Source organism: Streptomyces sp. NPDC043878 (assembly GCF_056435735.1).
In genome coordinates this window covers 129734-152229 of sequence record NZ_JBWKDW010000007.1, presented here as the reverse complement: position 1 = coordinate 152229, position 22496 = coordinate 129734, and the positions used below count along the sequence as shown (strand labels likewise).

General features: G+C 70.2%; 19 protein-coding genes. 10 read left to right on the top strand and 9 right to left on the bottom strand.

The window, feature by feature from the left end:
* Positions 1–104: 104 nt before the first annotated feature.
* From serC to AC07AZ_RS12465, 3 genes are all read left to right on the top strand, one after another.
* Positions 105–1223 carry a phosphoserine transaminase gene (serC, locus tag AC07AZ_RS12475; protein WP_478846664.1) on the top strand — a complete coding sequence of 373 codons (1119 nt, stop codon included), beginning with the start codon at positions 105–107 and terminating at the stop codon, positions 1221–1223.
* A gap of 170 nt (positions 1224–1393) precedes the next feature.
* Positions 1394–1879, top strand: a complete 486-nt coding sequence (locus AC07AZ_RS12470; RefSeq protein ID WP_478846662.1) for a hypothetical protein — start codon at positions 1394–1396, stop codon at positions 1877–1879.
* On the top strand, positions 1876–2235 hold the full coding sequence (locus tag AC07AZ_RS12465; RefSeq protein ID WP_478846660.1) for a hypothetical protein: 360 nt from the start codon (positions 1876–1878) through the stop codon (positions 2233–2235). Before AC07AZ_RS12470 ends, AC07AZ_RS12465 begins: the two co-directional genes overlap by 4 nt.
* 48 nt (positions 2236–2283) lie before the next feature.
* Here the strand turns inward: AC07AZ_RS12465 and AC07AZ_RS12460 are convergent, their stop codons facing one another.
* Together AC07AZ_RS12460 and AC07AZ_RS12455 are read right to left on the bottom strand one after the other, a co-directional pair.
* On the bottom strand, positions 2284–3804 hold the full coding sequence (locus tag AC07AZ_RS12460; protein WP_478846658.1) for a cellulase family glycosylhydrolase: 1521 nt from the start codon (positions 3802–3804) through the stop codon (positions 2284–2286).
* Between the two features lie 209 nt (positions 3805–4013).
* Positions 4014–4985 (bottom strand): WD40 repeat domain-containing protein, encoded by a 972-nt coding sequence (locus AC07AZ_RS12455; protein ID WP_478846656.1) that lies wholly within the window; start codon positions 4983–4985, stop codon positions 4014–4016.
* A gap of 88 nt (positions 4986–5073) precedes the next feature.
* On the opposite strand from AC07AZ_RS12455, the gene AC07AZ_RS12450 reads away from it, so the two are divergent.
* Together AC07AZ_RS12450 and AC07AZ_RS12445 are read left to right on the top strand one after the other, a co-directional pair.
* Complete coding sequence (locus AC07AZ_RS12450) at positions 5074–5760, top strand: SGNH/GDSL hydrolase family protein (protein ID WP_478846654.1); 687 nt, start codon at positions 5074–5076, stop codon at positions 5758–5760.
* A gap of 44 nt (positions 5761–5804) precedes the next feature.
* Positions 5805–6797 carry an aldo/keto reductase gene (locus AC07AZ_RS12445; protein ID WP_478846652.1) on the top strand — a complete coding sequence of 331 codons (993 nt, stop codon included), beginning with the start codon at positions 5805–5807 and terminating at the stop codon, positions 6795–6797.
* Positions 6798–7161: 364 nt separating this feature from the next.
* Here AC07AZ_RS12445 and thpR read toward each other — a convergent pair whose 3' ends face one another.
* Positions 7162–7734: an RNA 2',3'-cyclic phosphodiesterase gene (gene thpR / locus AC07AZ_RS12440; protein WP_478846650.1), complete on the bottom strand. Its 573-nt coding sequence runs from the start codon at positions 7732–7734 to the stop codon at positions 7162–7164.
* A 112-nt stretch (positions 7735–7846) separates the two neighbouring features.
* Between thpR and AC07AZ_RS12435 the strand changes: the two genes are divergently transcribed.
* Entirely contained in the window at positions 7847–8437 is a 591-nt protein-coding gene (locus AC07AZ_RS12435; RefSeq protein WP_478846648.1) for a Uma2 family endonuclease, read from the top strand.
* Between the two features lie 12 nt (positions 8438–8449).
* On the opposite strand, the gene AC07AZ_RS12430 is transcribed toward AC07AZ_RS12435, so the two are convergent.
* A complete protein-coding gene (locus tag AC07AZ_RS12430; RefSeq protein ID WP_478846646.1) occupies positions 8450–9808 on the bottom strand; it encodes an MFS transporter in 1359 nt (452 codons plus the stop codon).
* 45 nt (positions 9809–9853) lie between these two features.
* Positions 9854–10291 (bottom strand): MarR family winged helix-turn-helix transcriptional regulator, encoded by a 438-nt coding sequence (locus tag AC07AZ_RS12425; RefSeq protein WP_371670676.1) that lies wholly within the window; start codon positions 10289–10291, stop codon positions 9854–9856.
* A gap of 152 nt (positions 10292–10443) precedes the next feature.
* On the opposite strand from AC07AZ_RS12425, the gene AC07AZ_RS12420 reads away from it, so the two are divergent.
* Positions 10444–10626: a ribbon-helix-helix protein, CopG family gene (locus AC07AZ_RS12420; protein ID WP_478846644.1), complete on the top strand. Its 183-nt coding sequence runs from the start codon at positions 10444–10446 to the stop codon at positions 10624–10626.
* A gap of 67 nt (positions 10627–10693) precedes the next feature.
* Here the strand turns inward: AC07AZ_RS12420 and AC07AZ_RS12415 are convergent, their stop codons facing one another.
* The gene (locus AC07AZ_RS12415) at positions 10694–12145 is read right to left on the bottom strand and encodes an NCS2 family permease (protein ID WP_478846642.1); all 1452 of its coding nucleotides are present in this window, start codon (positions 12143–12145) and stop codon (positions 10694–10696) included.
* A gap of 149 nt (positions 12146–12294) precedes the next feature.
* Between AC07AZ_RS12415 and AC07AZ_RS12410 the strand changes: the two genes are divergently transcribed.
* Complete coding sequence (locus AC07AZ_RS12410; protein WP_478846640.1) at positions 12295–12603, top strand: DUF2530 domain-containing protein; 309 nt, start codon at positions 12295–12297, stop codon at positions 12601–12603.
* A gap of 113 nt (positions 12604–12716) precedes the next feature.
* Positions 12717–15122: a cation-translocating P-type ATPase gene (locus AC07AZ_RS12405; protein WP_478846638.1), complete on the top strand. Its 2406-nt coding sequence runs from the start codon at positions 12717–12719 to the stop codon at positions 15120–15122.
* A 10-nt stretch (positions 15123–15132) separates the two neighbouring features.
* Here AC07AZ_RS12405 and AC07AZ_RS12400 read toward each other — a convergent pair whose 3' ends face one another.
* The 3 genes from AC07AZ_RS12400 to AC07AZ_RS12390 form a co-directional block, all read right to left on the bottom strand.
* Positions 15133–15993: a hypothetical protein gene (locus AC07AZ_RS12400; RefSeq protein WP_478846636.1), complete on the bottom strand. Its 861-nt coding sequence runs from the start codon at positions 15991–15993 to the stop codon at positions 15133–15135.
* A gap of 208 nt (positions 15994–16201) precedes the next feature.
* Complete coding sequence (locus tag AC07AZ_RS12395; RefSeq protein WP_478846634.1) at positions 16202–17767, bottom strand: FG-GAP-like repeat-containing protein; 1566 nt, start codon at positions 17765–17767, stop codon at positions 16202–16204.
* A 121-nt stretch (positions 17768–17888) separates the two neighbouring features.
* The gene (locus AC07AZ_RS12390; protein ID WP_478846632.1) at positions 17889–18395 is read right to left on the bottom strand and encodes a hypothetical protein; all 507 of its coding nucleotides are present in this window, start codon (positions 18393–18395) and stop codon (positions 17889–17891) included.
* A gap of 548 nt (positions 18396–18943) precedes the next feature.
* Here AC07AZ_RS12390 and AC07AZ_RS12385 point away from each other — a divergent pair.
* Positions 18944–22492 (top strand): ALF repeat-containing protein, encoded by a 3549-nt coding sequence (locus AC07AZ_RS12385; RefSeq protein WP_478846630.1) that lies wholly within the window; start codon positions 18944–18946, stop codon positions 22490–22492.
* The last annotated feature ends 4 nt before the right edge of the window (positions 22493–22496 follow it).

Genomic DNA, 22496 nt, shown 5'->3' with positions numbered 1-22496 from the left:
GGGCAGGTACGGGGCCGCGGCCTCCGGCGACGCGCGGGTGGACGGCCGTCTCACCCGACGGACTACGTTTCGACCAGGTTTCCCCCAGCCGCTACGCTCCCCCCGTGGCTGAGATCCGGATTCCCGCTGACATCAAGCCCGCCGACGGTCGATTCGGCGCGGGCCCCTCCAAGGTGCGGACACAGGCGCTGGACGCCCTGGCCGCCACCGGAACCTCCCTCCTCGGCACCTCTCACCGCCAGGCGCCGGTCAAGAACCTGGTCGGCAAGGTGCGCGAGGGCATCGCCGAGCTGTTCCAGCTCCCCGAGGGCTACGAGGTCGTTCTCGGCAACGGCGGCTCCACCGCCTTCTGGGACGTGGCGACCCACGGCCTGATCGAGAACAGGTCGCAGCACCTCAGCTTCGGCGAGTTCAGCTCCAAGTTCGCGAAGGCCGCCAAGCTCGCCCCGTGGCTGGCCGAGCCCACCGTGATCGCGTCCGACCCGGGCACGCACCCCGAGCCCTCGGCCGAGGCGGGCGTCGACGTCTACGCCCTCACCCACAACGAGACCTCCACCGGTGTCGCCGCCCCGGTCAAGCGGGTGCCGGGCGCCGACGAGGGCTCCCTGGTCCTCGTGGACGCCACCTCCGGCGCCGGCGGCCTCCCGGTCGACATCGCCGAGAGCGACGTCTACTACTTCGCCCCGCAGAAGTCCTTCGCCTCCGACGGCGGCCTGTGGATCGGCGTCTTCTCCCCGGCCGCGATCGAGCGCGCCGAGCGCCTCCACGCGTCCGGCCGCCACGTCCCGGAGTTCTTCAGCCTGCCCACGGCGATCGACAACTCCCGCAAGAACCAGACGTACAACACCCCGGCGCTGGCCACCCTGTTCCTCCTCAACGAGCAGCTGGAGTGGTTCAACGGCCAGGGCGGCCTCGCCTGGTCGACGGCCCGCACGAAGGACTCCTCGACCCGCCTCTACGGCTGGGCCGACGAGTCCAAGTACGCGACCCCGTTCGTCACCGACCCGGCGAAGCGCTCGCAGGTCATCGGCACCATCGACTTCGCCGACGAGATCGACGCGGCCGCCGTCGCCAAGGTGCTGCGCGCCAACGGCGTCGTCGACACCGAGCCCTACCGCAAGCTGGGCCGCAACCAGCTCCGCGTCGCGATGTTCCCGGCGGTCGACCCGGCGGACGTCGAGGCCCTGACGAAGTGCGTCGACTACGTCATCGAGAAGCTCTGACCACTTCGGTACGACGATGAGGGGCGTCCGGCAAGCACCGGGCGCCCCTTCGCGCTGGGCATCGTCACTTACCGGAAAACCTCCGACGGCGTCGTAAGACCCGACGTACTGCGCGATGCCCCTCCTTCGGGTGATGGCGAACCCCGGAGTTTCGAAGTAGTTTCAAAGTCATGGCGACCGACAACGCGGCAGTGAACTTCTCCGAGCTGGTGAACAAGAACAAGCAGACGCTCGCCCGGCTCAAGGAATCGTCGCGGCTGCTGCTGCACCGGAGAGACGGTGAGGACCTCGTCCTCACCACAGCGGCACGGGCCGAGCAGGACCAGACCGTGGTGTCGGCCGCCACCCGGATGCTGACCGCGTTGGCGCGCAGGGAACCCGGCAGTATGGAGCTCCTCCTGGACATACTGCCGGACGCGTTTCCCTGGGTCCGTTTCCTTCCCGAGACCGACGTGCACACCTTCGCCGTGGAACTGGTCGACACCATGCGGGCCGCCGACTCGGTCGGCAACAGCGCGTCCGTCGCCCAGATGCTGATCGCGTGGCAGCACACGGCCGAAATCCACTCCGACCCCGAACTGCTGGCCGCGCTGACCCGGGACCACGACGAGGACTACGGCCCTGTGCCCGTGCCGGACCCGCAGGACGTTGCGTGAGCGCGGGGCGCGGCGACCGCGCCGCACCGCCGGCACCGGAAGGTCACTGGGAGGTTCGCTTCACGGACACGGCCTCGGCCAAGGGCTGGGGAAGTCTCGCCCAGCAGGCACGCGAGAACACCTACCGCGCCTGGGTCATCATGCGCACGGATCCTCGACCGGCCACCGAAACACCCCGCCACCACCGGCTGAAGGGCGGTCTGGCCCACGGCACCCACCGCGGGCAGACCTGCGAGCAGTGGCAGATCGAGGTGACCGGCGGCGGACGCGTCCGGCATCTCCTGGACACCGCCCGCGAGACCTGTTGGATCACCTTCGCGGGAACGGGGCATCCTCGTGCCACGGACCACCACTGAGCCGGTACGGCCCTGAGAGGCGCCCGGCCGGGACCGGGCGCCTCTGCCTCATGTCGCCGAACAGGTCACGGCCGGCACCCCGCCGCCCCCGGGCGCGCCCCCGAAGCCGAAGCTCGCCGAACCGCCCGCCGCCAGCGCGCCGTTGTGGGCGGCGTTCGTCGCGGTGACGCTCGCTCCGCTCTGGGTGTAGGAGGCGTTCCACATGCTGGTGACCTTCTGGGCGCCGCTCCAGGTCCAGGTCACCTTCCAGGAACCGATCGCCGTCGTCCCGGTGTTGGTCACCTTCACCTCGGCGTTGAAGCCGCCGCCCCAGTCGCTGCTGACGGTGTAGGCGGCGCTGCACGCGGCCGTACCGCCGCCGCCTCCCCCGCCGCCGCTGCCGCCCGTCCCGGGGAAGCCGGGCGCCTTGATGCCCGCCAGGTAGCCGTCCTTCACCGTGTCCACGGACGACCAGTCGTCCTTCAGGATGCCGCCGGTGTCACCGGAGTTGGGGTTCCACGACCAGAACGTCCAGTGGAAGCTGTCGGCGCCGTACGTCGACGTCGGGCGCAGGTAGGTCACCAGCGCCGACAGCCACTTCTGGTCGACGGCCGACTGGAGGGTCGTACCGAACTCGCCGACCCACACGGGCGCGATGTTCTGCTTGAAGACGTAGCCCCAGTACTTGTCCCACACGCCGGGCAGGTTGGCCGGGTACGAGGGGTCGCTGAACCAGCTCTGCTGGGCGACGCTGGTGGCGTAGTCGTGGGCGGAGTAGACGACCCGGTTCGGCACGTCCAGTCGCACCGGGTACTGGGCGACGCCCATCAGGTTGCCGCCCCACCAGCCGGAGACGCCGTTGACGGTCTGCACGCCCTCGACGAAGACCAGCAGGTCGGAGTTGGCGGACAGCACCGCGTTCCCGGCCCGCTGGGCGGCGAGCCGCCAGTCCGTCGCCTGGTCGCCGCAGCCCCAGCAGGCGGGGTCGTGCGGCTCGTTGTGCAGGTCGATGCCGACGACGGTGTCCTGGCCCCGGTAACGGGTCGCGAGCGCCTTGAGGTTGGCGATCCAGGTCGACTCGGGGACGGCCGCGGTGTACCAGAGCGCGGACTGGCCGCCGGAGTCGGGACGGTGCCGGTCGAGAATGACCTTCAGGCCGTCCTGGCCGGCGTAGGCGACGAGCTTGTCCAAAACCTGGAGCGAGGTCAGGCCCTGGAGGTCGGCGTTCTTGCCGCCGGAGAAGTCGATGCTGTCGGGGACGGTCCCGCTCTTGAGGATGTCGTCGCTGTAGGGCAGCCGGAGGGTGTTGTAGCCCAGCGACCTCATCTGGTCGATCATGCTCTTGTAGTCGCGCGACCAGAGGCCGTGGACGACGTGGTTGGCGGTCTCGAAGCCGAACCAGTTGATCCCGGCGATCCGGACCGGCTGTCCGGCCGCGTCCAGGATCTGGCGGCCGCTGGTGTGCCAGTACCCGGCGCCGGGTGCGGCGGTGCCGGCGGTGGTCTCGGCGTGGGCCGTCAGGGCGCCGGCCGTCGGCAACAGGAGCACCGCGACGGCGGCGCACAGCGCTCTTCGCAGGCTGCGGAACATGTCGCTGCTTCCTCTCGGGAGGGGAGGCGCGGGCCCGGAACGCGATGGGAGCGCTCCCATCACACCACGCATCCCCCAGGAAACTGACAGGACATGACCTCGTCAAGCCATCCGGCAGGCCCGGTTCCGCCGACCCGCGGACACGGTTCCCCGGACCGGCCGCCAGCCCCCGCCGATCCGGCCGGCCCGCCCCCGCCGATCCCGCCGGCTCACCTCCGCCGCAGCCGGCGGAAGCCGAGAATCACGGCGGCCGCGACGGCCAGGGCGACCACGCCGGCCTTGACGTTCCCGCTGGTACCGCCCCCGCCCGGCCCACCGGAGGCGCTCGAACCCCCGCCACCCGAGGGGGACTTGGAGCTTCCGCCGCCCGGCGCGTCCTCGGCCGCCACCGCACTGTCGGTGCCCTCGGTGCCGTACATCAGCTTCGTGCCGTCGGCGGAGTAGGTGACCGACTCGCCCTGCCGCTGCAGGGGCACGTCGAGCCGGCCCTCGCGCTTGATCTTCCCGGCGCTCCAGTCGTACCAGATGCCGCCGAAGTAGCCGCGGACGGCGAGCCGCCGGCCGTCCGGGGACAGGGCGGCGTCGGTGGCCCACAGGTCGACGGCGGCGACGGGCCTGAAGATGTTCGCGCCGGAGGAGGAGAGGGTGGCCGGGCCCCGGTAGAGGTGGCCGCCGTTCTCCTTCTTGTCGATGATGTAGACGCGCCCCGACTTCGGGTCGACCACGAGGGACTCGGCGTCGCGGGCGCCGTCGGAGTACTTCACGACGTACTGCGTGGCCCTGACCGTCTGGTCGCGTAGCTTCCTCGGCTCCGGCAGCCGGTACACCCACACGTAGGGCCAGCTGCCGCCGAGGTTGTCGCCGATGTCACCGACGTAGATCTGGTTGTCCGGCCCGATGGAGACGGCCTCGACGTCGCGTGGCGTGCCGATGCCGCTCAGCGTGATCGTGGCGACGGTCCGCCCGGTGGCGCTGTCGACGGCGTAGAGGTAGGGGCCGTCGTCGCTGTCGTTGTGCGTCCAGTAGATCCCGGGGTGCAGGTGCGAGGCGGCGAGGCCGCTGGACTCGGTGATCTTCGGGTCCCTGATGGTGAACCCCTCGTCGCCGCCGGCGGCGGCTGCGGGCACGGCGAGCACGCCGGTGAGGAGACCGGCGGCAAGGAACGCAAGGGAGCGACGCATGGCCCAAGCCTGCCATCCCCCGCGGTGGTTCAGCGGGCGTGTCCGGCCTCACACCCCGCCTCCCGCGTTGATCGTCCATCATGAGCGGATGCTCAGGTTCATGCCCGTCGGCGACTCCCAGACGATCGGCAGCGCAGGCGAACACACATGGCGTCACCGGCTGTGGCGGCACCTGCGCGACACGTACGGCGGCCCGTTCGCACTCGTCGGCCCGCGCGAGACGTTGCACGACAAGGCGACCGACGCCCCCACCTCGCACGCGTACGCCGACCCGGACTTCCCGCGCGGCCACCTCGCGGGCTGGGGCGAGGGCTGGGTGCACATGGCCCCGCTGATCGGCGAGGCGGTCCGCACGCACCGGGCGGACATCCTGCTGGTGTCCCTGGGCCTGATCGACCTGGGCTTCTACACCGACGCGGAGCAGACCGCGGAGAACGTGCACGCCTTCGTCACCGGGGCCCGGGCCGCGAACCCGGGCATCAGGATGGTGGTGCTGCCGGTGATCCCGAACGTCCGCGCCGAGTCGGAGCCCCCCTTCGCCGCGCAGGTCGCCCGCTTCAACGAACTGCTGGCGAAAGCGGTCGCCGACCTGGACGAGCGCCGCTCCCCGCTGCTGCTGGCCTCGCCGCCGCAGCCGTACGACCTGCTCACCCACACCTACGACGGCACCCACCCCAACGCGAGCGGCGAACACCGGATCGCGGCGGCCTTCGCGGACACGATGTACCAGGCGTGGGACCTGGGCGGGCCGTACGAGGGCCGAACGGGCCGGTGAACCCGCTTGCGTAGAGCGCACTTCAAGTCGTTGGCTTGAGGACCATGAAGTACACGCAGCTCGGACGCACGGGACTCAAGGTCAGCCGACTCGTCCTCGGCACGATGAACTTCGGACCGCTGACCGGCGAAGCCGACAGCCACGCCATCATGGACGCCGCGCTGGACGCGGGGCTGAACTTCTTCGACACGGCCAACGTCTACGGCTGGGGCGAGAACAAGGGCCGCACCGAGGAGATCATCGGGAACTGGTTCGCCAAGGGCGGCGAGCGGCGCGACAAGGTCGTGCTCGCCACCAAGGTCTACGGCAACATGGCCGCCGACGGCGACGCCTGGCCCAACCACGACAAGCTCTCCGCCCTCAACATCCGGCGGGCGGTCGACGCGAGCCTGAAGCGGCTGCAGACCGACCACATCGACGTCTACCAGTTCCACCACGTCGACCGGAGCACCCCCTTCGAGGAGATCTGGCAGGCGATCGACACCCTCGTCCAGCAGGGCAAGATCCTCTACGTCGGCTCCTCGAACTTCCCCGGCTACAAGATCGCCCAGGCCAACGAGATCGCCGCCCGGCGCGGCGGCACCATCGGTCTGGTCAGCGAGCAGTGTCTCTACAACCTCGCCGAGCGCCGCGCCGAGATGGAGGTCATCCCGGCCGCGCAGGAGTACGGCCTCGGGGTCATCCCCTGGTCGCCTCTCCAGGGCGGGCTGCTCGGCGGGGTCATCAAGAAGGAGACCGAGGGCGGTCGCCGCGCCTCCGGCCGGGCCGCCGACACCCTGGCCGACCCCGCCGCGCGGGCCCGGATCCAGGCGTACGAGGACCTGCTGGAGAAGCACGGCCAGGAGCCCGGCGAGGCCGCGCTGGCCTGGCTGCTCACCCGGCCCGGCGTGACCGGCCCGATCGTCGGCCCGCGCACCGCGGAACAGCTCGACTCCGCGTTGCGCGCGGTCGAACTGGAGCTGAGCGAGGAACTGCTGAGCGGACTGGACGAGATCTTCCCGGGCCCGGGGCCCTCCCCGGAGGCCTTCGCCTGGTAGCACGCGTGACGTCCACCGGGGCCAGATGGGCGGGGAGCACGCGTGGCGTGCACCGGGGCCGGACGGGCGGAGCGGCAGCGGCGGACACCTTCCGGCCGACCGCCCCACCACCAGCGCCGTCGCCCGGTGGCAACCCGTGGCGCCTCCGCGGGGCCGGCCACGCGGGGCGGCGGACACCTTCCGGCCGGCCGCCCCGCCGCCAGGACCATCGCCCGGTGGCAACCGTGGCGCCCACGGGGGCCGGGCAGGCGGGGGCGGCGGCGGTTACCTTCCGACCGCCGCCGCCACGGCCACCAGGACGAACAACAGCACCAGCGCACCGGCCATGATCCGGTTTCGGGTTTTCGGGTCCACGCAAGCGAGACTAACCGGCCGCCCCGAGCGGCCGGCGGGCGACCACCTCGTAGCGGGGCTGTTCGCCCGGTACGCCCGACACCGGCAGGTCGCTGCGGACCAGCGCGAGGTCCGCCACCGTCCAGGTCCGGCTCTCGAACGCGCCGAGGGCCTCGACGCAGGGGCGGACGTCGATCGCCTCCCGGCTGCGGGCCACCGTCAGGTGGGCCTGGTAGCGCCGGTGCTCCCCCATCGGCACGCCCGCCCGGCGCGCCGCGGCCTCGGCGCGGTCGGCCAGCAGCCGCAGGGCCGGAAGGTCTCCCCCGGCGCCCGCCCACAGCACCCTGCCGTGGCCGAACTGGCCGCCGCCGCGCACGGCCAGGGGGAAGGGGGCACTCCGGTGGGCGGCCCGCTCCAGGCGCGCCGACAGGTCGGGGACGAGGTCCTCGTCGACCTCGCCGTAGAAGGCGAGGGTGTAGTGCCAGCCGGGGCGGCCGGTCCAGCGCAGTTCCGCTGCCCCGGGCAGCTTCCTCAACTCGGCCACCCGCTCGGCGAGTTCGTCGGCCACGTCCTCGGGAGGCAGTACGGCGGCGAAGAGTCTCATGGGGTCAGTCTGCCCGCCGGGTCCTCGCGTCCGGGCGTGTCCCGGTCACCGTGCGTATCGTTGAAGCGCGCGGCTGCACTCGTCCACAGGGCGGCCGGGGAGGAGCGCCACGATGACCGTCCTTGAAGACAGGATCGCGATGGCCGACAGCGACAACACGCGCCAGCTCGACGAGATGTTCGACCGGCTCGAGAAGATGCCCGTCCCCGAGGGATTCAAGGTCGAGATCGTCGAGGGGGCCGTCTTCATGTCGCCGCAGCGGGACACCCACTGGAAAACCATTCTGCTGATCATCAAGGCGCTCTTGGGGCACTTCGACGAGGACGTGAACGTACTGTCGGATGTCCGCATCGACTTTCCCGGGCAGCTCAACGGTTACTGCCCGGACGTGGCGAAGATGCGAGACGACGCCGAGCAGGACTCCCGGGGCCGCTGGCGTTACCAGGACGTCGAGTTCATCGCCGAGGTCATCTCCAAAGACACGGCCGCCAATGACTACGGCCCCAAAAAGACCGCCTACGCGCTCGCCCAGGTCCCCGTCTACCTTGTCGCCGACCCCTACGTCGGAAAGTGCCGCCTGTTCACGCAGCCCAAGGAGGGCGACTACGTGAGCGACCTCTCGATCGCCTACGGCGGCGAGGTGGACATGACCACCACCCCCCTCGGCCTCACCCTGCCGACTGCGAAGTTCCGTCGCGACTGACACCCCGGAGGCCTACGCCGCCGCCAGTTCCCTCCGCTCGCGCGGTACGAACGTGACGCGTGGGTGCCCGTGGTGCCAGCCCACCGACAGCCGCAGGTTGCCCACCCGGGCCAGGACCAGGCCGATCGTGATCGCGGCGGCAGCGGCGATCGCGCCGCCCACCGCCAGGCCCGCCCGGACGCCGTACGCGTCCGTGATCCAGCCGGCGATCGGCGCGCCCACGGGTGAGCCGCCGAGGAAGACCATCATGTACAGGGCCATGACGCGGCCGCGCATGGCCGGGTCGGTGGTCATCTGGATGCTGGTGTTCGCGGTGACGTTGACGGTCATGCCGAACATCCCGATCGGCGCCATGAGCAGGGCGAACAGCCACAGCGAGGGGGCAGTCGCGGCCACCAGCTCCATGGTGCCGAAGGCCACCGCCGCCGCGATCAGCACCCGCATCCGGGTGGTGGCGCGCCGGGCCGCCAGCAGGGCCCCGACGAGGGAGCCGATCGCCATCAGCGTGTTGAAGAGGCTGTAGGAGCCTGCGCCGGCCTGGAAGACGTCGTTCGCGAAGGCCGAGAGGTAGACGGGGAAGTTGAAGCCGAAGGTGCCGACGAACCCGACCAGGACGATGGTCCAGATCAGGTCGGGGCGCCCGGCGACGTAGTGCAGGCCCTCGCGCAGTTGTCCCTTGGCACGCGGGGCGCGCTCGACGACGTGCAGTTCGCGGCCGCGCATCAGCAGCAGTCCGGCGACGGGCGCGACGAAGGACAGGCCGTTGGCGAGGAACGCGTAGCCGGTGCCCACGCCGGTGATCATCAGGCCGGCGACGGCGGGGCCGACCAGGCGGGCGGACTGGAAGTTCGCGGAGTTCAGGCTGACGGCGTTCTGCAGCTGGCCGGGGCCGACGAGTTCGGAGACGAAGGACTGGCGGGCCGGGTTGTCGACGACCGTGGCGAGGCCGACGGCGAAGGCGGCGAGGTAGACGTGCCAGACCTCGACGTGTCCGGAGAGGGTGAGGACGGCCAGCGCGATCGCGGTGAGGGCCATCGCCGCCTGCGTGCCGAGCAGTGCGGGGCGCTTGCGCATCCGGTCGACCAGGACGCCGCCGTAGAGGCCGAAGAGGAGCATCGGCAGGAACTGCAGGGCCGTGGTGACGCCGACGGCCGTGGAGGAGCCGGTGAGGCTGAGGACCAGCCAGTCCTGGGCGATGCGCTGCATCCAGGTGCCGATGTTGGAGACGACCTGCCCCATGAAGAACAGGCGGTAGTTCCTGATCCTGAGGGAGCTGAACATCGACGTCCCGCGGGCGGCGGGGCCGGGAGGGGGTGGGGAGTCGTGGGTGGCCGGTGCGGGGGCGGAGTCTGCTCCGGGTCCCGAACTCAAAAGGGTCGCCTCCTCGTGGATGCCGCTGACGCGTGCGGACGCTGTCTACAGGTGTGCGAGTTTCTCCAGGACGGGCGCGGCGGCGCGGATCTTCGCCCACTCGTCCTCGTCGAGGCCGTCGACCAGGGTGGCCAGGAAGGCGTTCCGCTTGGCGCGGCTCTCCGCGAGCATGGCCTCGGCCTGCTCGGTCTTCGTGACGACCTTCTGGCGCCGGTCCTCGGGGTGGGGTTCCAGACGGACCAGTCCCTTGGCTTCGAGCAGCGCCACGATGCGGGTCATCGAGGGCGGCTGTACGTGCTCCTTGCGGGCGAGTTCACCCGGGGTGGCCTGGCCGCAGAGGGACAGGGTGCCCAGCACCGACATCTCGGTGGGGCTCAGCGACTCGTCGACCCGTTGGTGCTTGAGCCGACGGGACAGCCGCATCACGGCGGAGCGGAGGGAGTTCACGGCGGCAGCGTCGTCGCCATGGGTGAGGTCCGGCATCTCCTTAGCGTAACTCATTACTCTCGCTAAACAAGCTGGGGCGCATCGGGATTCCCGTGAGGCCCGCCACTGGAACCGGATCATCACCCGAACGAGTGAGTTGGCGGCGGAAAGTGAACGCCGGGCGGAGGGTGCCAGCGACCCTCGTGTCCATGGGGACCAGCGTGCTCAGCCTGCGGATGGACGAGGAGCTGCTCGAACGGCTCCGGGATCATGCGGCGAAAAGGGGGATGAGCGTCCAGGACTACGTGGTCGGGACGCTCGTCCGCGACGACTTCGACGAGCGGTTCCAGACCGCCGTCGAGGAGACGGAGAAGTTCTACGGGGTGACGTGAGCGGCGGGGTCCGTCACCCCGCCGCCCGTGTCGTCCCGGGCCGCCGCCTCGCGGCGGTCGGAGCCGGTCAGGTCAGGCCGAGCGCCGGCATCAGGTAGTAGAAGGCGAACACCGCCGAGACGACGTACATCGCGGCCGGGATCTCCCTGGCCCGGCCGGCCGCGAGGCGCAGGACGACGAAGGTGATGAAGCCCATGCCGATGCCGTTGGTGATCGAGTAGGTGAACGGCATCATCACCATCGTGACGAAGGCCGGGATGGCGATGGTGTGGTCGGCCCAGTCGATCTCCTTGACCGAGCCGGCCAGGATCAGGTAGCCGACCGCCAGCAGGGCCGGGGTGGCCGCCTGGGACGGGACCATGGTGGCGACCGGGGTCAGGAACAGGGCGACGGCGAACAGTCCGCCGGTGACCACGTTCGCGAAGCCGGTACGGGCGCCCTCGCCGACGCCCGCCGTGGACTCCACGAAGGCGGTGGTGGCCGAGGAGGAGCTGGCCCCGCCCGCGGCGACCGCGAGGCCGTCCACGAAGAGCACCTTGTTGATGCCGGGCATCTGACCCTGTGCGTCCGTGAGCTTCGCCTCGTCGCTGACGCCCATGATCGTGCCCATCGCGTCGAAGAAGCACGACAGCAGGACCGTGAAGACGAACAGGACGCCGGTCAGCACGCCGACCTTGCCGAAGCCGCCGAACAGGCTGACCTTGCCGACGAGGCCGAAGTCGGGGCTGGCGACGGGGTTGCCGGGCCACTTGGGGGTGGTCAGGCCCCAGGACGGGATCGTGGCGACGGCGTTGATGATCAGCGCGAGCACGGTCATCGTGACGATCGAGATGAGGATCGCGCCGGAGACCCTGCGGGTGATCAGGGCCAGCGTGAGCAGGGTGCCCAGGACGAAGACCAGGACCGGCCAGCCGTTGAGGTGGCCGTCGGCGCCCAGCTGGAGCGGGACGGTGGTGTGGGCGGCGTCCGGGATGCGGGAGACGAAACCGGAGTCGACCAGGCCGATCAGCATGATGAACAGGCCGATGCCGATGGAGATGGCCTTGCGCAGCCCGAAGGGCACGGCGTTCATGACGCGCTCGCGCAGACCGGTGGCGACGAGCACCATCACGACGAGGCCGGCCAGGACGACCATGCCCATGGCGTCCGGCCAGGACATCCGGGGCGCCAGCTGGAGGGCGACGACGGAGTTCACGCCGAGTCCGGCGGCGAGCGCGATCGGCACGTTGCCGACGACGCCCATGAGGAGCGTGGTGAAGGCCGCGGTCAGCGCGGTGGCGGTGACCAGCTGGCCGTTGTCGAGCTGGTGCCCGTACATGTCCTTGGCGCTGCCGAGGATGATCGGGTTCAGCACGATGATGTAGGCCATCGCGAAGAAGGTGGCGAGACCGCCGCGGATCTCCCGGGGCAGCGTGCTGCCGCGTTCGGAGATCCGGAAGTAGCGGTCGAGGGCGCCGTGGGCGGGCGCCTGTCCCGGCTGCTGGGGCGCGGGAACCTTGGCGGGGGCCGAGGTGGGCATGCGAATCCTCATCACCAGCGGTTTCCCCCAGGCACCGTTGGAGTTTCCTACGAACAGAAGTGGTCAGATGCAAACTGTTTCAGTATGAACATATGAGTCAGTGAGCGCCATCTCCGCGCGTAGATGTGATCACCTCGTAAGCTGTGCCCATGGCCGCGTTCTTCTCGGGTTTCTCGGAACCACCCCGGCACGAGGCACCGGAGCCCCTGGAGGGCCCGGTGGTCGCCACCGTGACCGGCGGCACGATCATCTGGTTCGTGCTCTTCCTGGTCCAGCTCCCGTTCTACGGCTGGTTCCACGACCACGGCCACACCTGGTGGATCTGGACCTGCCTGGCCGGCGGCGGACTCGGCCTGATCGGCATCTGGTACGTCCGCAAGAGGGACGCGGCGATCAGGCGGGACGCGGCGGCCAGGGCCACGGCGGAGCCGGAGGACCCCGGGCCCACCGCGCGCTGACCAGCCCCTCCTGCGACGACGGCACCAGCCCCGCGCTCCCGCCCTCATCCCCAGGTCGGATCTTCCGCTCACTCGGTGGGTGAAGCCGTAGGACCACACGTACCGTCGAGTCCATGACGCACTTCCACGCGAGTGCCGGACTCGACCCGGTGCACCCCCTCCCCGGCCGGGCAGCGGCGACCGGGCTGAGCACCGCCGAGGTCGCGGAGCGCGTCGCGCGGGGGCAGGTCAACGACGTGCCGGTGCGCAGCAGCCGCTCCCTCGGCGAGATCGTCCGGGCGAACGTCTTCACCCGGTTCAACGCGATCATCGGTGTGCTCTGGCTGGTCATGCTGTTCGTCGCGCCGGTCCAGGACAGCCTCTTCGGCTACGTGATCCTCGCCAACACCGGGATCGGCATCATCCAGGAGTGGCGGGCGAAGAAGACCCTCGACTCGCTCGCCGTGATCGGCGAGGTCCGCCCGACCGTACGGCGGGACGGCGCCGCCACCCGGGTCGGGACGTCCGGCATCGTGCTGAACGACGTGATCGAGATCGGCCCCGGCGACAAGGCCGTCGTGGACGGGGTGTGCGTCGAGGCCGACGGGCTGGAGATCGACGAGTCACTGCTCACGGGCGAGGCCGACCCGGTCGCCAAACACGCCGGTGACCAGGTGATGTCGGGGAGTTTCGTGGTCGCGGGCGGGGGCGCGTTCGAGGCGACGCGGGTCGGGCGCGAGGCGTACGCCGCCCAGCTCGCCGAGGAGGCGTCCCGCTTCACCCTCGTCCACTCCGAACTGCGCAGCGGCATCTCCACGATCCTCAAGTACGTGACGTGGATGATGATCCCGACCGCCCTCGGCCTGGTCGTCAGCCAGTTCGTGGTCAAGCAGCACGGCTTCAAGGACTCGGTCGCCCGTACCGTCGGCGGCATCGTGCCCATGGTGCCCGAGGGGCTGGTCCTGCTCACCTCGGTCGCCTTCGCCATCGGTGTCGTCCGGCTCGGCCGCAAACAGTGCCTCGTGCGGGAACTGCCCGCCATCGAGGGGCTGGCCCGCGTCGACACCGTCTGCCTGGACAAGACGGGCACCCTCACCGAGGGCGGCATGGACGTGACCGAGCTGCGGACGCTCCAGGGCGCCGACGAGGGGTACGTCCGCACGGTGCTCGGCGCGCTCGGGGAGTCCGACCCCCGGCCCAACGCCTCCCTCCAGGCCGTCATCAACGCCTGTCCCGCCCCCGGGGACTGGCGCCGCACCGAGTCGCTGCCCTTCTCCTCGGCCCGCAAGTACAGCGGCGCCTCCTTCACCGAGAGCGACGGCGCCTCCGGTACGTGGCTGCTCGGAGCCCCCGACGTCCTCCTCGACACCCACGACCCGGCCGGCGCGACCGCCCTCGCCGAGACCGACCAGCTCAACGAACAGGGACTGCGGGTGCTGCTCCTGGCCCGCGCCGCCCACGGCCTCGACCATCCCGAGGTGGCCCGGTCGGCTCAGCCGGCCGCCCTCGTCGTACTGGAGCAGCGCCTGCGGCCGGACGCGGCGGACACGCTGCGCTACTTCGCCGAGCAGGACGTGCACGCCAAGGTCATCTCCGGGGACAACGCGGTCTCCGTCGGCGCGGTGGCCGGAAAGCTGGGGCTCACCGGCGAGGTCGTGGACGCGCGCCGGCTGCCCGAAGACAAGGAGGCGATGGCACGGGCCCTGGACGAGGGCACGGTGTTCGGGCGGGTCACCCCGCAGCAGAAGCGGGACATGGTGGGCGCCCTGCAGTCACAGGGCCACACGGTCGCCATGACGGGCGACGGCGTCAACGACGTCCTCGCCCTCAAGGACGCCGACATCGGGGTCGCGATGGGCTCCGGGTCCGAGGCGACCCGGGCCGTCGCGCAGATCGTGCTGCTCGACAACAGCTTCGCGAGCCTGCCCTCGGTGGTCGCGGAGGGCAGGCGGGTCATCGGCAACATCACCCGGGTGGCGACCCTGTTCCTGGTGAAGACGGTCTACTCGGTGCTGCTGGCCGTCCTGGTGGTGTGCTGGCGGGTGGAGTACCCGTTCCTGCCCCGCCACCTGACGCTGCTGTCCACCCTCACCATCGGCATCCCGGCGTTCTTCCTCGCCCTCGCCCCCAACCGGGAGCGGGCCCGGCCCCACTTCGTACGGCGCGTCATGCGGCACTCGCTGCCCGGCGGGGTGGTGGCCGCGGTGGCGACCTTCGTGACGTACCTGATCGCCCGCCACCACTACAGCGGCAGCGGCGCGCTGGACGCCGAGACCAGCGCGGCCACCCTGACGCTCTTCCTGGTCTCCATGTGGGTCCTGGCGATCATCGCCCGCCCCTACACCTGGTGGCGGCTGCTCCTGGTGGCGTCGATGGGCGGGGCGTTCGTGGTGGTGCTGATGGTGCCGTCGCTCCAGCACTTCTTCGCGCTGAAGCTGGTCGGCGTGACGATGCCGTGGATCGCGGTCGGCATCTCGGCGGTGGCGGCGGTCGCCCTGGAACTGCTGTGGAAATGGGTCGACCGCCGCTTCCCGGCCTAGGGTCTACCGGTTACTGCACGTCGACGTAGTCGCCGGTGGCGTTGACCGGCGCGGTGGTCGCGCTGCCGGCGAAGACGAACCGGTAGTAGCCGTCGCCCGTCGCGGTGGTCGTGGTCTTCAGGGCACCGGTCGAGGACGACGTGACGCCCTTGACGTTGGTGTACGTGGTGGTGCCCGCCTTGCGGAACTGGAGCACGACCGGCTGGGTCGAGTAGCCCGCGTACTTGTTGGTGTCCCAGTTGGCGCGGCTCAGCTTGCCGGTGACCGTGAGGGTCCTGCCCTTCTTCACGGGCTCGGGGGCGGCGTCGACGGTGAGCTTGGCGGTGCGCAGGAGCTTGGTGGTGCCGAGGTCGCCCTGCCAGGTGTAGTCGTTTCCATCGGTGCCGACGGCGAGGCCGCCCAGCTTCCAGGTACCGGCCCGGCCGTTGACCAGGTCCAGCCTCTCGTTCGAGGACTTCGGACGGAACTGGATCTTCGCCGTGCAGTGGAGGACCGTGGAGGAGGCCGGGGTGCAGGTGCCGGGGTCGTCACCGCCGAGAAGGTCGGTGGGCGTCTCGATCTTGGCGCCGCGGTAGAGGAACGGCCCGCTGAGCAGGGAGTCCGTGTCGAGGCCCGCGGCGTGGGTCAGCGTGTAGCTCGCGCCGACGGTGACGGTACTGGTGGCGCCCACGACGACGGCCTTGCCACTGTTGATCTTCATGTGGGAGAACGTGACGTCGAGGGTCCCGGCGGCACCCGAGGGGGTCGCGTCGGCGGCGGCGCTGAACGCGGCCTTGCCGGACGGGGCGTCGGCGGCCTGCGCGGCCGGCACGGCGAAGGCGGAGAGGACCAGGGCGCCGGAGACGGCGGCCACGGTGGTGCGTATACGCATGTTGCGTTCCCCAGGGGGAGAAGTGATGTGGAGCCTGTTGGCTCACGGGGTGAGATCTGTGACGGATGGGACAGGTTGTACGGAGGGGACCGGATTTTTGTCCGCGCATACGCAACATTGGCGTCCGCATTACGAAAGCACCGCCGGGCCGGGACGCAACTCCCCGGCCCGGCGGTGAACCAGGTGTGACGCAGAGATCGACGTACGACTACACGCTCGGCCACATGGTCTTGCCCGCTGCCAGTCCGCCCGTGCCGTCGCCCGCGTACCAGCGGAGGTCACCGGAGGTCGTCACGGCGGCGAGGTCAGCCTTGCCGTCACCGTTGAAGTCCCCTGCCAACACTGGCCGGTTGCTGGTCCAGGTCTTGTCAGGCCACATGGAACGGGCCTTGTCGAAAGTGCCGTCGGACTTCCCGGCATAGAGGTGCAGCGCACCGTCAGCGGCCACGGCCGCGATGTCGTCCCGTCCGTCACCGGTGAAGTCGGCCGCGGCGATGTGCTTCTTCTTCCAGGTCTTGTCCGGCCACATCGCCTTCTTCTGGTTGACCAGGTTGCCGTCGGCGTCCCGCTTGTAGGTGTTAAGGGAGCCGTCGGGCCACTGGAACAGCAGGGTGTCACGCGCGGCCGTGCCGGTCCGAAGCTTGGCGACGGGCAGACCATCCTTCCAGGTGGCGTCCGTCCACAGCTCGGACCCCTTGTAGACGCCCGGCGCCCAGGAGCGTTGGCTGTGCAGGGTGAGGCCGCCGTCGTCTTCGACCGAGATCAGCTCGACCCCCCTCGTCGCGTCGAAATCTCCCGCGACGATCCGCTTCTGGGTACTGCGCCCGACAGCGGGCACAGAGCCGCCGAACTGAAGTGTCCCGTCCAGTCGGGCGTAGAACACCTGGGCATAGCCGGACTTCATCACGGAGAAGATGTCCGTACGGCCATCCCCGTTGAAGTCGGCCGCCGTCATGACGTCGGTGATCTGCTTCTGACGGGAGCTGAGCAGAACCTGTTGAACCCAGTCCGCGATGTCGTCGACGCGGGTGGCGACGGCACCGGTGCGGGTCTCCTGCGAGTTGAAGCACCCGCCGTCCCAGGACGCGCTGACCACTCCGATGACGCCGGAGGCGTTGAGCACCGGACCGCCTGCGTCCCCCTTGCACAGGGCGGCTCCGGAGGCGGCGGGAGAGAGAGCAAGGGTCGTCGGATTGACGAGGTCCACGCCGAAGGCGCTGGTATGGGCGCGCTCCGGAGTCCACTCGAGCTTGGTCCGGCCATAGCCGCTCGCCCGGAGCTGGTCGCCCTGGGCCGGTGCAGCACCGCTGACCTCGGCGGTCGGATTGTCGCCGAACGGGCCGTCCAGCGGATCGGTGGCTGTGGGCGGGGCGTCGAGCCGGGCCATGACCAAGTCACGGCCCGGGTACGGAACGAGTTCGCGGACGCGTTGCTTCGACTCCGCGGTTACCTTGGGCTTGTTGCCGTCGGCGGTCACCACCGTGGGAAAGGGTGGTACGCCCCTGGTGAGCGTGGTGCTCTGCTCGGGGTCGGCGGCGAAGCAACTGGCGGCGGTGAGAACCCACTGCGGGTCCACCAATGTGCCGGAGCAGCTCCGTTCGTTCGCCGTGCCGCCATCGACGTGGAGCTTCACCGCGTACTGGTCACTGCCCTCAGCGACTTGGTCGCCGACGACGGACTGCGCCGGGGCCGCGGCCAGCAGACCGGTGGTGAGACCGGTCGCCACGACTCCGGCGACCCACACCATGCGCGCTCCGCGCGGACGGGTGTTCATCACTTTTTCCTCGCATCGGAATGTCTGTCCGCGGACGCGTCCGCGGCACGGCGGACGAAGCTGCGGAAGTGCATGTCGGAGCCCGTGTCGGGCGACGCACGGGCGGGGGACGGCCGGCGGATCAACCGGTCACCTGGAGTTCCACGAGGACGGACCGGGCACCGCCTACGGTCCCTTCGCCGACCGACTCCCACCCGTCCTTCGGGACGTTGACCGACGTGGTCTCACCGTTGGAGGTGAGATCGGCGCGGACCGGGTGGTCCGCGGCCTCCACGGCGAAGACCCTGGAGAGCTCCAGCGTGAGGCTGCCGGTCTTGCCGAGGGCCCGGAAGCAGTAGGCGCCCTGGCGGCCCACGGAAGCGTCCTCGACGGTCAGCACCCGGATCTGCTGGGCGGCCTGGTCGCACTCGGCCAGCAGGATGCGTCCGTCGCCCTTCTTCAGCTTGATTCCCTTTTCCGCGAGTATTCGGTCGGCTCCGGGATAGTTGTAGTCCTCGACGGCGCTGGGCGGGCTCGAATCGGACGGAGATTTCGGTGGATCGTCTGCGGAAGCAACGGAAATTCCCGTCAGCGTAGCGCACGCGATCGCGATACCGGAAACAATGAGATTTCGGGCACGGAAAGGCACCGAAGAGTCCCTTCAGGCGCGGCTTCTCGCATCGAGAAATCCCCGCCAGGATGCGATTGAAAAGTGAAATGACACAAAGGTCGTGCGGCCGCTGCGCGGTCGCCAGCCATGCCTTGACAGCCCGTTGCGCGCCGTCGGCGATGAGGTCAGCACCGCCGGGAGTGCACCCGGGTCCCCCGTTCAACCCCCTGAAGAATTACGTCTGGTGCGGCTCCCGGCTGGTCGGACCGGGCCACGCAAAGACAAAGTCAGTGCATAGCGTAAGCATAGGAACATCGAACGTCAACACCAATCCTTCACTTCGCCGCAGCGCTGGCCCGAGACCGGTGGAACATACCGAAACGTCCACTCTGCACTCCGGCCGAATATCTGATCCACAACGCGGAGAAGGGTGACTATGCTTACCCGTCGACTATTCGGCGACTCGCTTTTCGGGGGTCGTCGCCGATGACCGAGACGGGTGCCCAGTGAATCGAAGAACTGACCAGCTCGACACCGCCGGGAAAGCGACACGCGTGATACGCAGAACAGCCCTGAGTCTGCTGCCCATGGCCCTTGCCGTCGGGCTGTTGAGTTCCTTGCCAGCAGCGGCTACAGCGTCCGTACCGAGCAGTCTGCGGACCGCCGCCGCGGCGGACGTAGCGGCTGCCGACCGTGGTCTGATCGTCGACTACTGGAAGGAGGGCGGCGCCGGAGTCAAGGCGGCCGCGGAAGCCGCACTGACCGGCAGCGACGCCGACGCTCAGGCCTTCCTCGCCTCGGTGGACGACCTTGGCTTCCAGGACGAGAGAGTCAGCGCCGCGCAGGTCGCGAGCGTGGGAGGACCGGAACTGCTGACCGCGGCCCGCACGGCACTCGCGGGCAGCCGCGAGGACCTGGAGACCTTCCTCAGCTGGGGCTGGGAAGCCCCGATGCAGCAAGACAACCGTGTCCGCGTCGCCCAGGTCGTCAACGTGGGCGGCCCCAACGTGCAGGACGCCGGACGGGCCGCGCTGAAGGGCACGGCCGACGACGTCAGCCAGTTCCTCAGCGAAGGCCAGTACGCCCAGCGTGAGCAGGACGAGCGGGTACAGCTCGTCCAGATCGTCAGCGTGGGCGGCACCAACGTTCGGGCAGCTGGGCGCATCGCGCTGAGCGGCAGCGCCGCGGACATCCGGGAGTTCCTGGAGGTCGGCCAGTTCGTCGCCCGCGCCAAGGACGAGGAACACGCCACCGTCGCGGAACTCGCCCAGCAGGCGCAGGAGGCGGGCAAGCAGGCCGCCAAGGAGACCGCGGCGGCCAAGACCGAGTCCGCGAAGGCCGTGAAGGCCTCACAGCTTGCCAAGGAGGCGGCGCTGGAGGCCGCGGCCGAGGCGAAGGCCGCGAAGGACGACACGGATCGGGCCGCCCGGGCCGCCAAGCGGGCCGCCACCGCGGCCTCGCAGGCCGCCGCGTCAGCGCAGAAGGCGATCAACGCTGCGAACGCCGCGAACAACTCGGCGCGGGTGGCCGCCAACGCGGCCTCGCAGGCCGCGGCCGCCGCGGCCGGCGCATCCCAGGCTGCTTCCCGCGCGCGCGGCGCCGCCGCCGACGCCGCGGTGGACGCCAAGAACGCCGACGCAGCGCGGACCGCGGCCGAGGACGCCGAAAAGGCGGCCACGGGAGCCGACCTGGCCGCCGACGCCGCCGACGAAGCGGCCACGGCAGCCGACGCAGCGGGTGACGCCGCCAGCTCCGCGGCGAGCGCGGGCGCCAACGCCAACGCCGCCGCCGACGCCGCCGCCGAGGCGGGCAACTACGCCGACCAGTCGAGTTCCGCCGCCGCGGAGGCACGTGCCGCCGCGGCGGCGGCCAGGCGGCACGCAGCCGAGGCGAACCGCGCCGCGAGGGCTGCCGAGGGCCTGGCGCGCAAGGCGGCCACGGCGGCGCGTGAGGCCCGAGACTCCGCGAGGTCGGCGGCCACCCACGCCACCAACGCGGCCAAGGCCGCCAGGGACGCGGCCGAGCACGCAGGTGAAAGCGCGAAGGCTGCGGCCAGGTCCACGGAACACGCGAACGCCGCCACCACGGCCGCGAAGGCCGCCACCGCAGCCGTGACCAAGGCTCAGGAGGTCTTCGCCCTCGCCCGCGAGGTCGAGACAGAGGAACTTCTCAGCCGCACCAACGCCGGTATTGAACTGGCCAAGGACGACAAGGCCGATAGCGACGCCCGCACCGCCGCGCAGGCGGGCCTGGAGAAGGCGGCAAAGGACCGGGACACCGAGCGGGCCCGGCTGGTGGCCGAGGCCGCAAGGCCCGGCGCCGACCTCGCCGCGGTCGCCGACCAAGGCCGCGATCTGGCCGTGCTCGTGATGAAGAACGGCACGGCATGGGGCCGCGCCGCGGCCGAAGCCAGCCTGGGCGGCTCCGACGAGGTCGTCGTCGACTACCTGCGCAACGGGTGGAAGACGGCACGGGAGCAGGACGACCGCTCCTACGTCGAGCGCCTCGCCGAGGAGAGCGCGGACAAAGCCGTGCGCGACGCGGCCGAGACCGCCCTCGACGGCGACGCCGTCGCCATCACAGCGTTCATCGACAACGGGCAGTACCAGGCCGCCGCCCAGGGCATGCGCGTCGCTGTCGCCCAGGTCATCGCCGATGCCGGGCCTATCCTCACCGAGGCCGGCCGCACCGCCCTGAACACCGGCGAGCCGAAGAAATTCAGCGAGTTCCTGGTCAAGGACCAGTACACCGCGCGCACCCAGGACGAGCGGGTCAAGGCGGCGCAGCTCATCGACAGCGGTACCCCGGAGGTGAAAGCGGCCGCGCGGATCGCACTGGAGGGCTCACCACAGACCCTGCACTCTTTCATCGCCTCCGGGCAGTACAAGGCTCAGCGAAAGGACTACCTGGCCGCCACCCATGTATCCCAGGTCCAGAAACTGATCGCCGACGCGTCGAAGGTCGCCGCCACTGCCCAGCAGAACGCGGCGACCGCCCAGAAGGTCGCCGCCACTGCGCGCAAGGAGGCTGGAAAGGCCGCCAACTGGGCCAAGGAGGCCAACGACTCCGCTACCAAGGCACAAAAGTCCGCCGACCAGGCCGCCGAGTACGCCAAAGAGGCCGAGGCGTCCGCGGCGAAGGCCGCCGCCTCCGCCAAGACGGCCCGGGACGCTGCGAACCGCGCCGACGTCTCCGCCTCCCGTGCGGCGAAGTCGGCGGCCGACGCCACGCTCTCCTCGGAGATGGCACAGGCCTCCGCGGCCAACGCGTCGTACTACGCCGACGAGGCCCACAAGTCGGCGGTCGCGGCCGGCAAGGACGCCGACGCCGCGCTGAAAGCCGCCACCGAAGCCTTCAGCGCCGCGGTCCAGAAGTACCGCGAAGAGGAGGAGGTGCGACGCAAGGCCGCCGTCAAAGCCAAGGAGGAGGCCGAGAACGGGCCGAGCGCAGCCGAGCTGTACCGCTGCCAGCAGGCGATCGTCCCGTGCGACCCGCAGGAGTTCGCCCGCTGGTGCCAACACCTTGAGGCCTACTGCGATGTTGTGCAGTACGGCAAGGAGTTCGGCGACGCCATGGAGGATCTTTGGAGCGCCGAGAAGGATTTCCTGGGCATCGGCGAGTACGAGAAGTGTCTGCAGAAGAAGGACTTCGACAACTGCAACGGCCTCGCCGTGGACGCCCTTCTCAACGGCAAGCTGAAGGCCCTGGAGCGGGTGTACGACGAGCTGAAGCTGCTCAAGCGCGGCTGCAAGATCGTCGACAAGGCACCTCTGCGGTCGACGGCGAGGGTCGGGTTCACCACCGCTGTCGCCGCCGCGTCGGCGGGGGTGCCGTGCGGGGAACACAAGGTTCCGGGGCTGCCCCGGGACGTGTCCGAGATCCCCGACTCCTACGGCTGTGAGGCATGCGCCGAGAAGATCAGGAAGAGTCTCGGAGGTGGCAAGCTCGTCACCATAAAGCCGATGGAGGAGCTGATGCTGCCCAGATACCGGGGCGAGGATGCGGGTTGGTACAACCACGTGGTGGTGGTCTACAACGACCGGGTCTACGACGCCTGGACCGGGCGGGGCGGCGAGACCGTCGCCGAGTACAAGTCGAGGTGGACACGGCCGGACAAGATCGACTTCGGGTTCTAGGAGA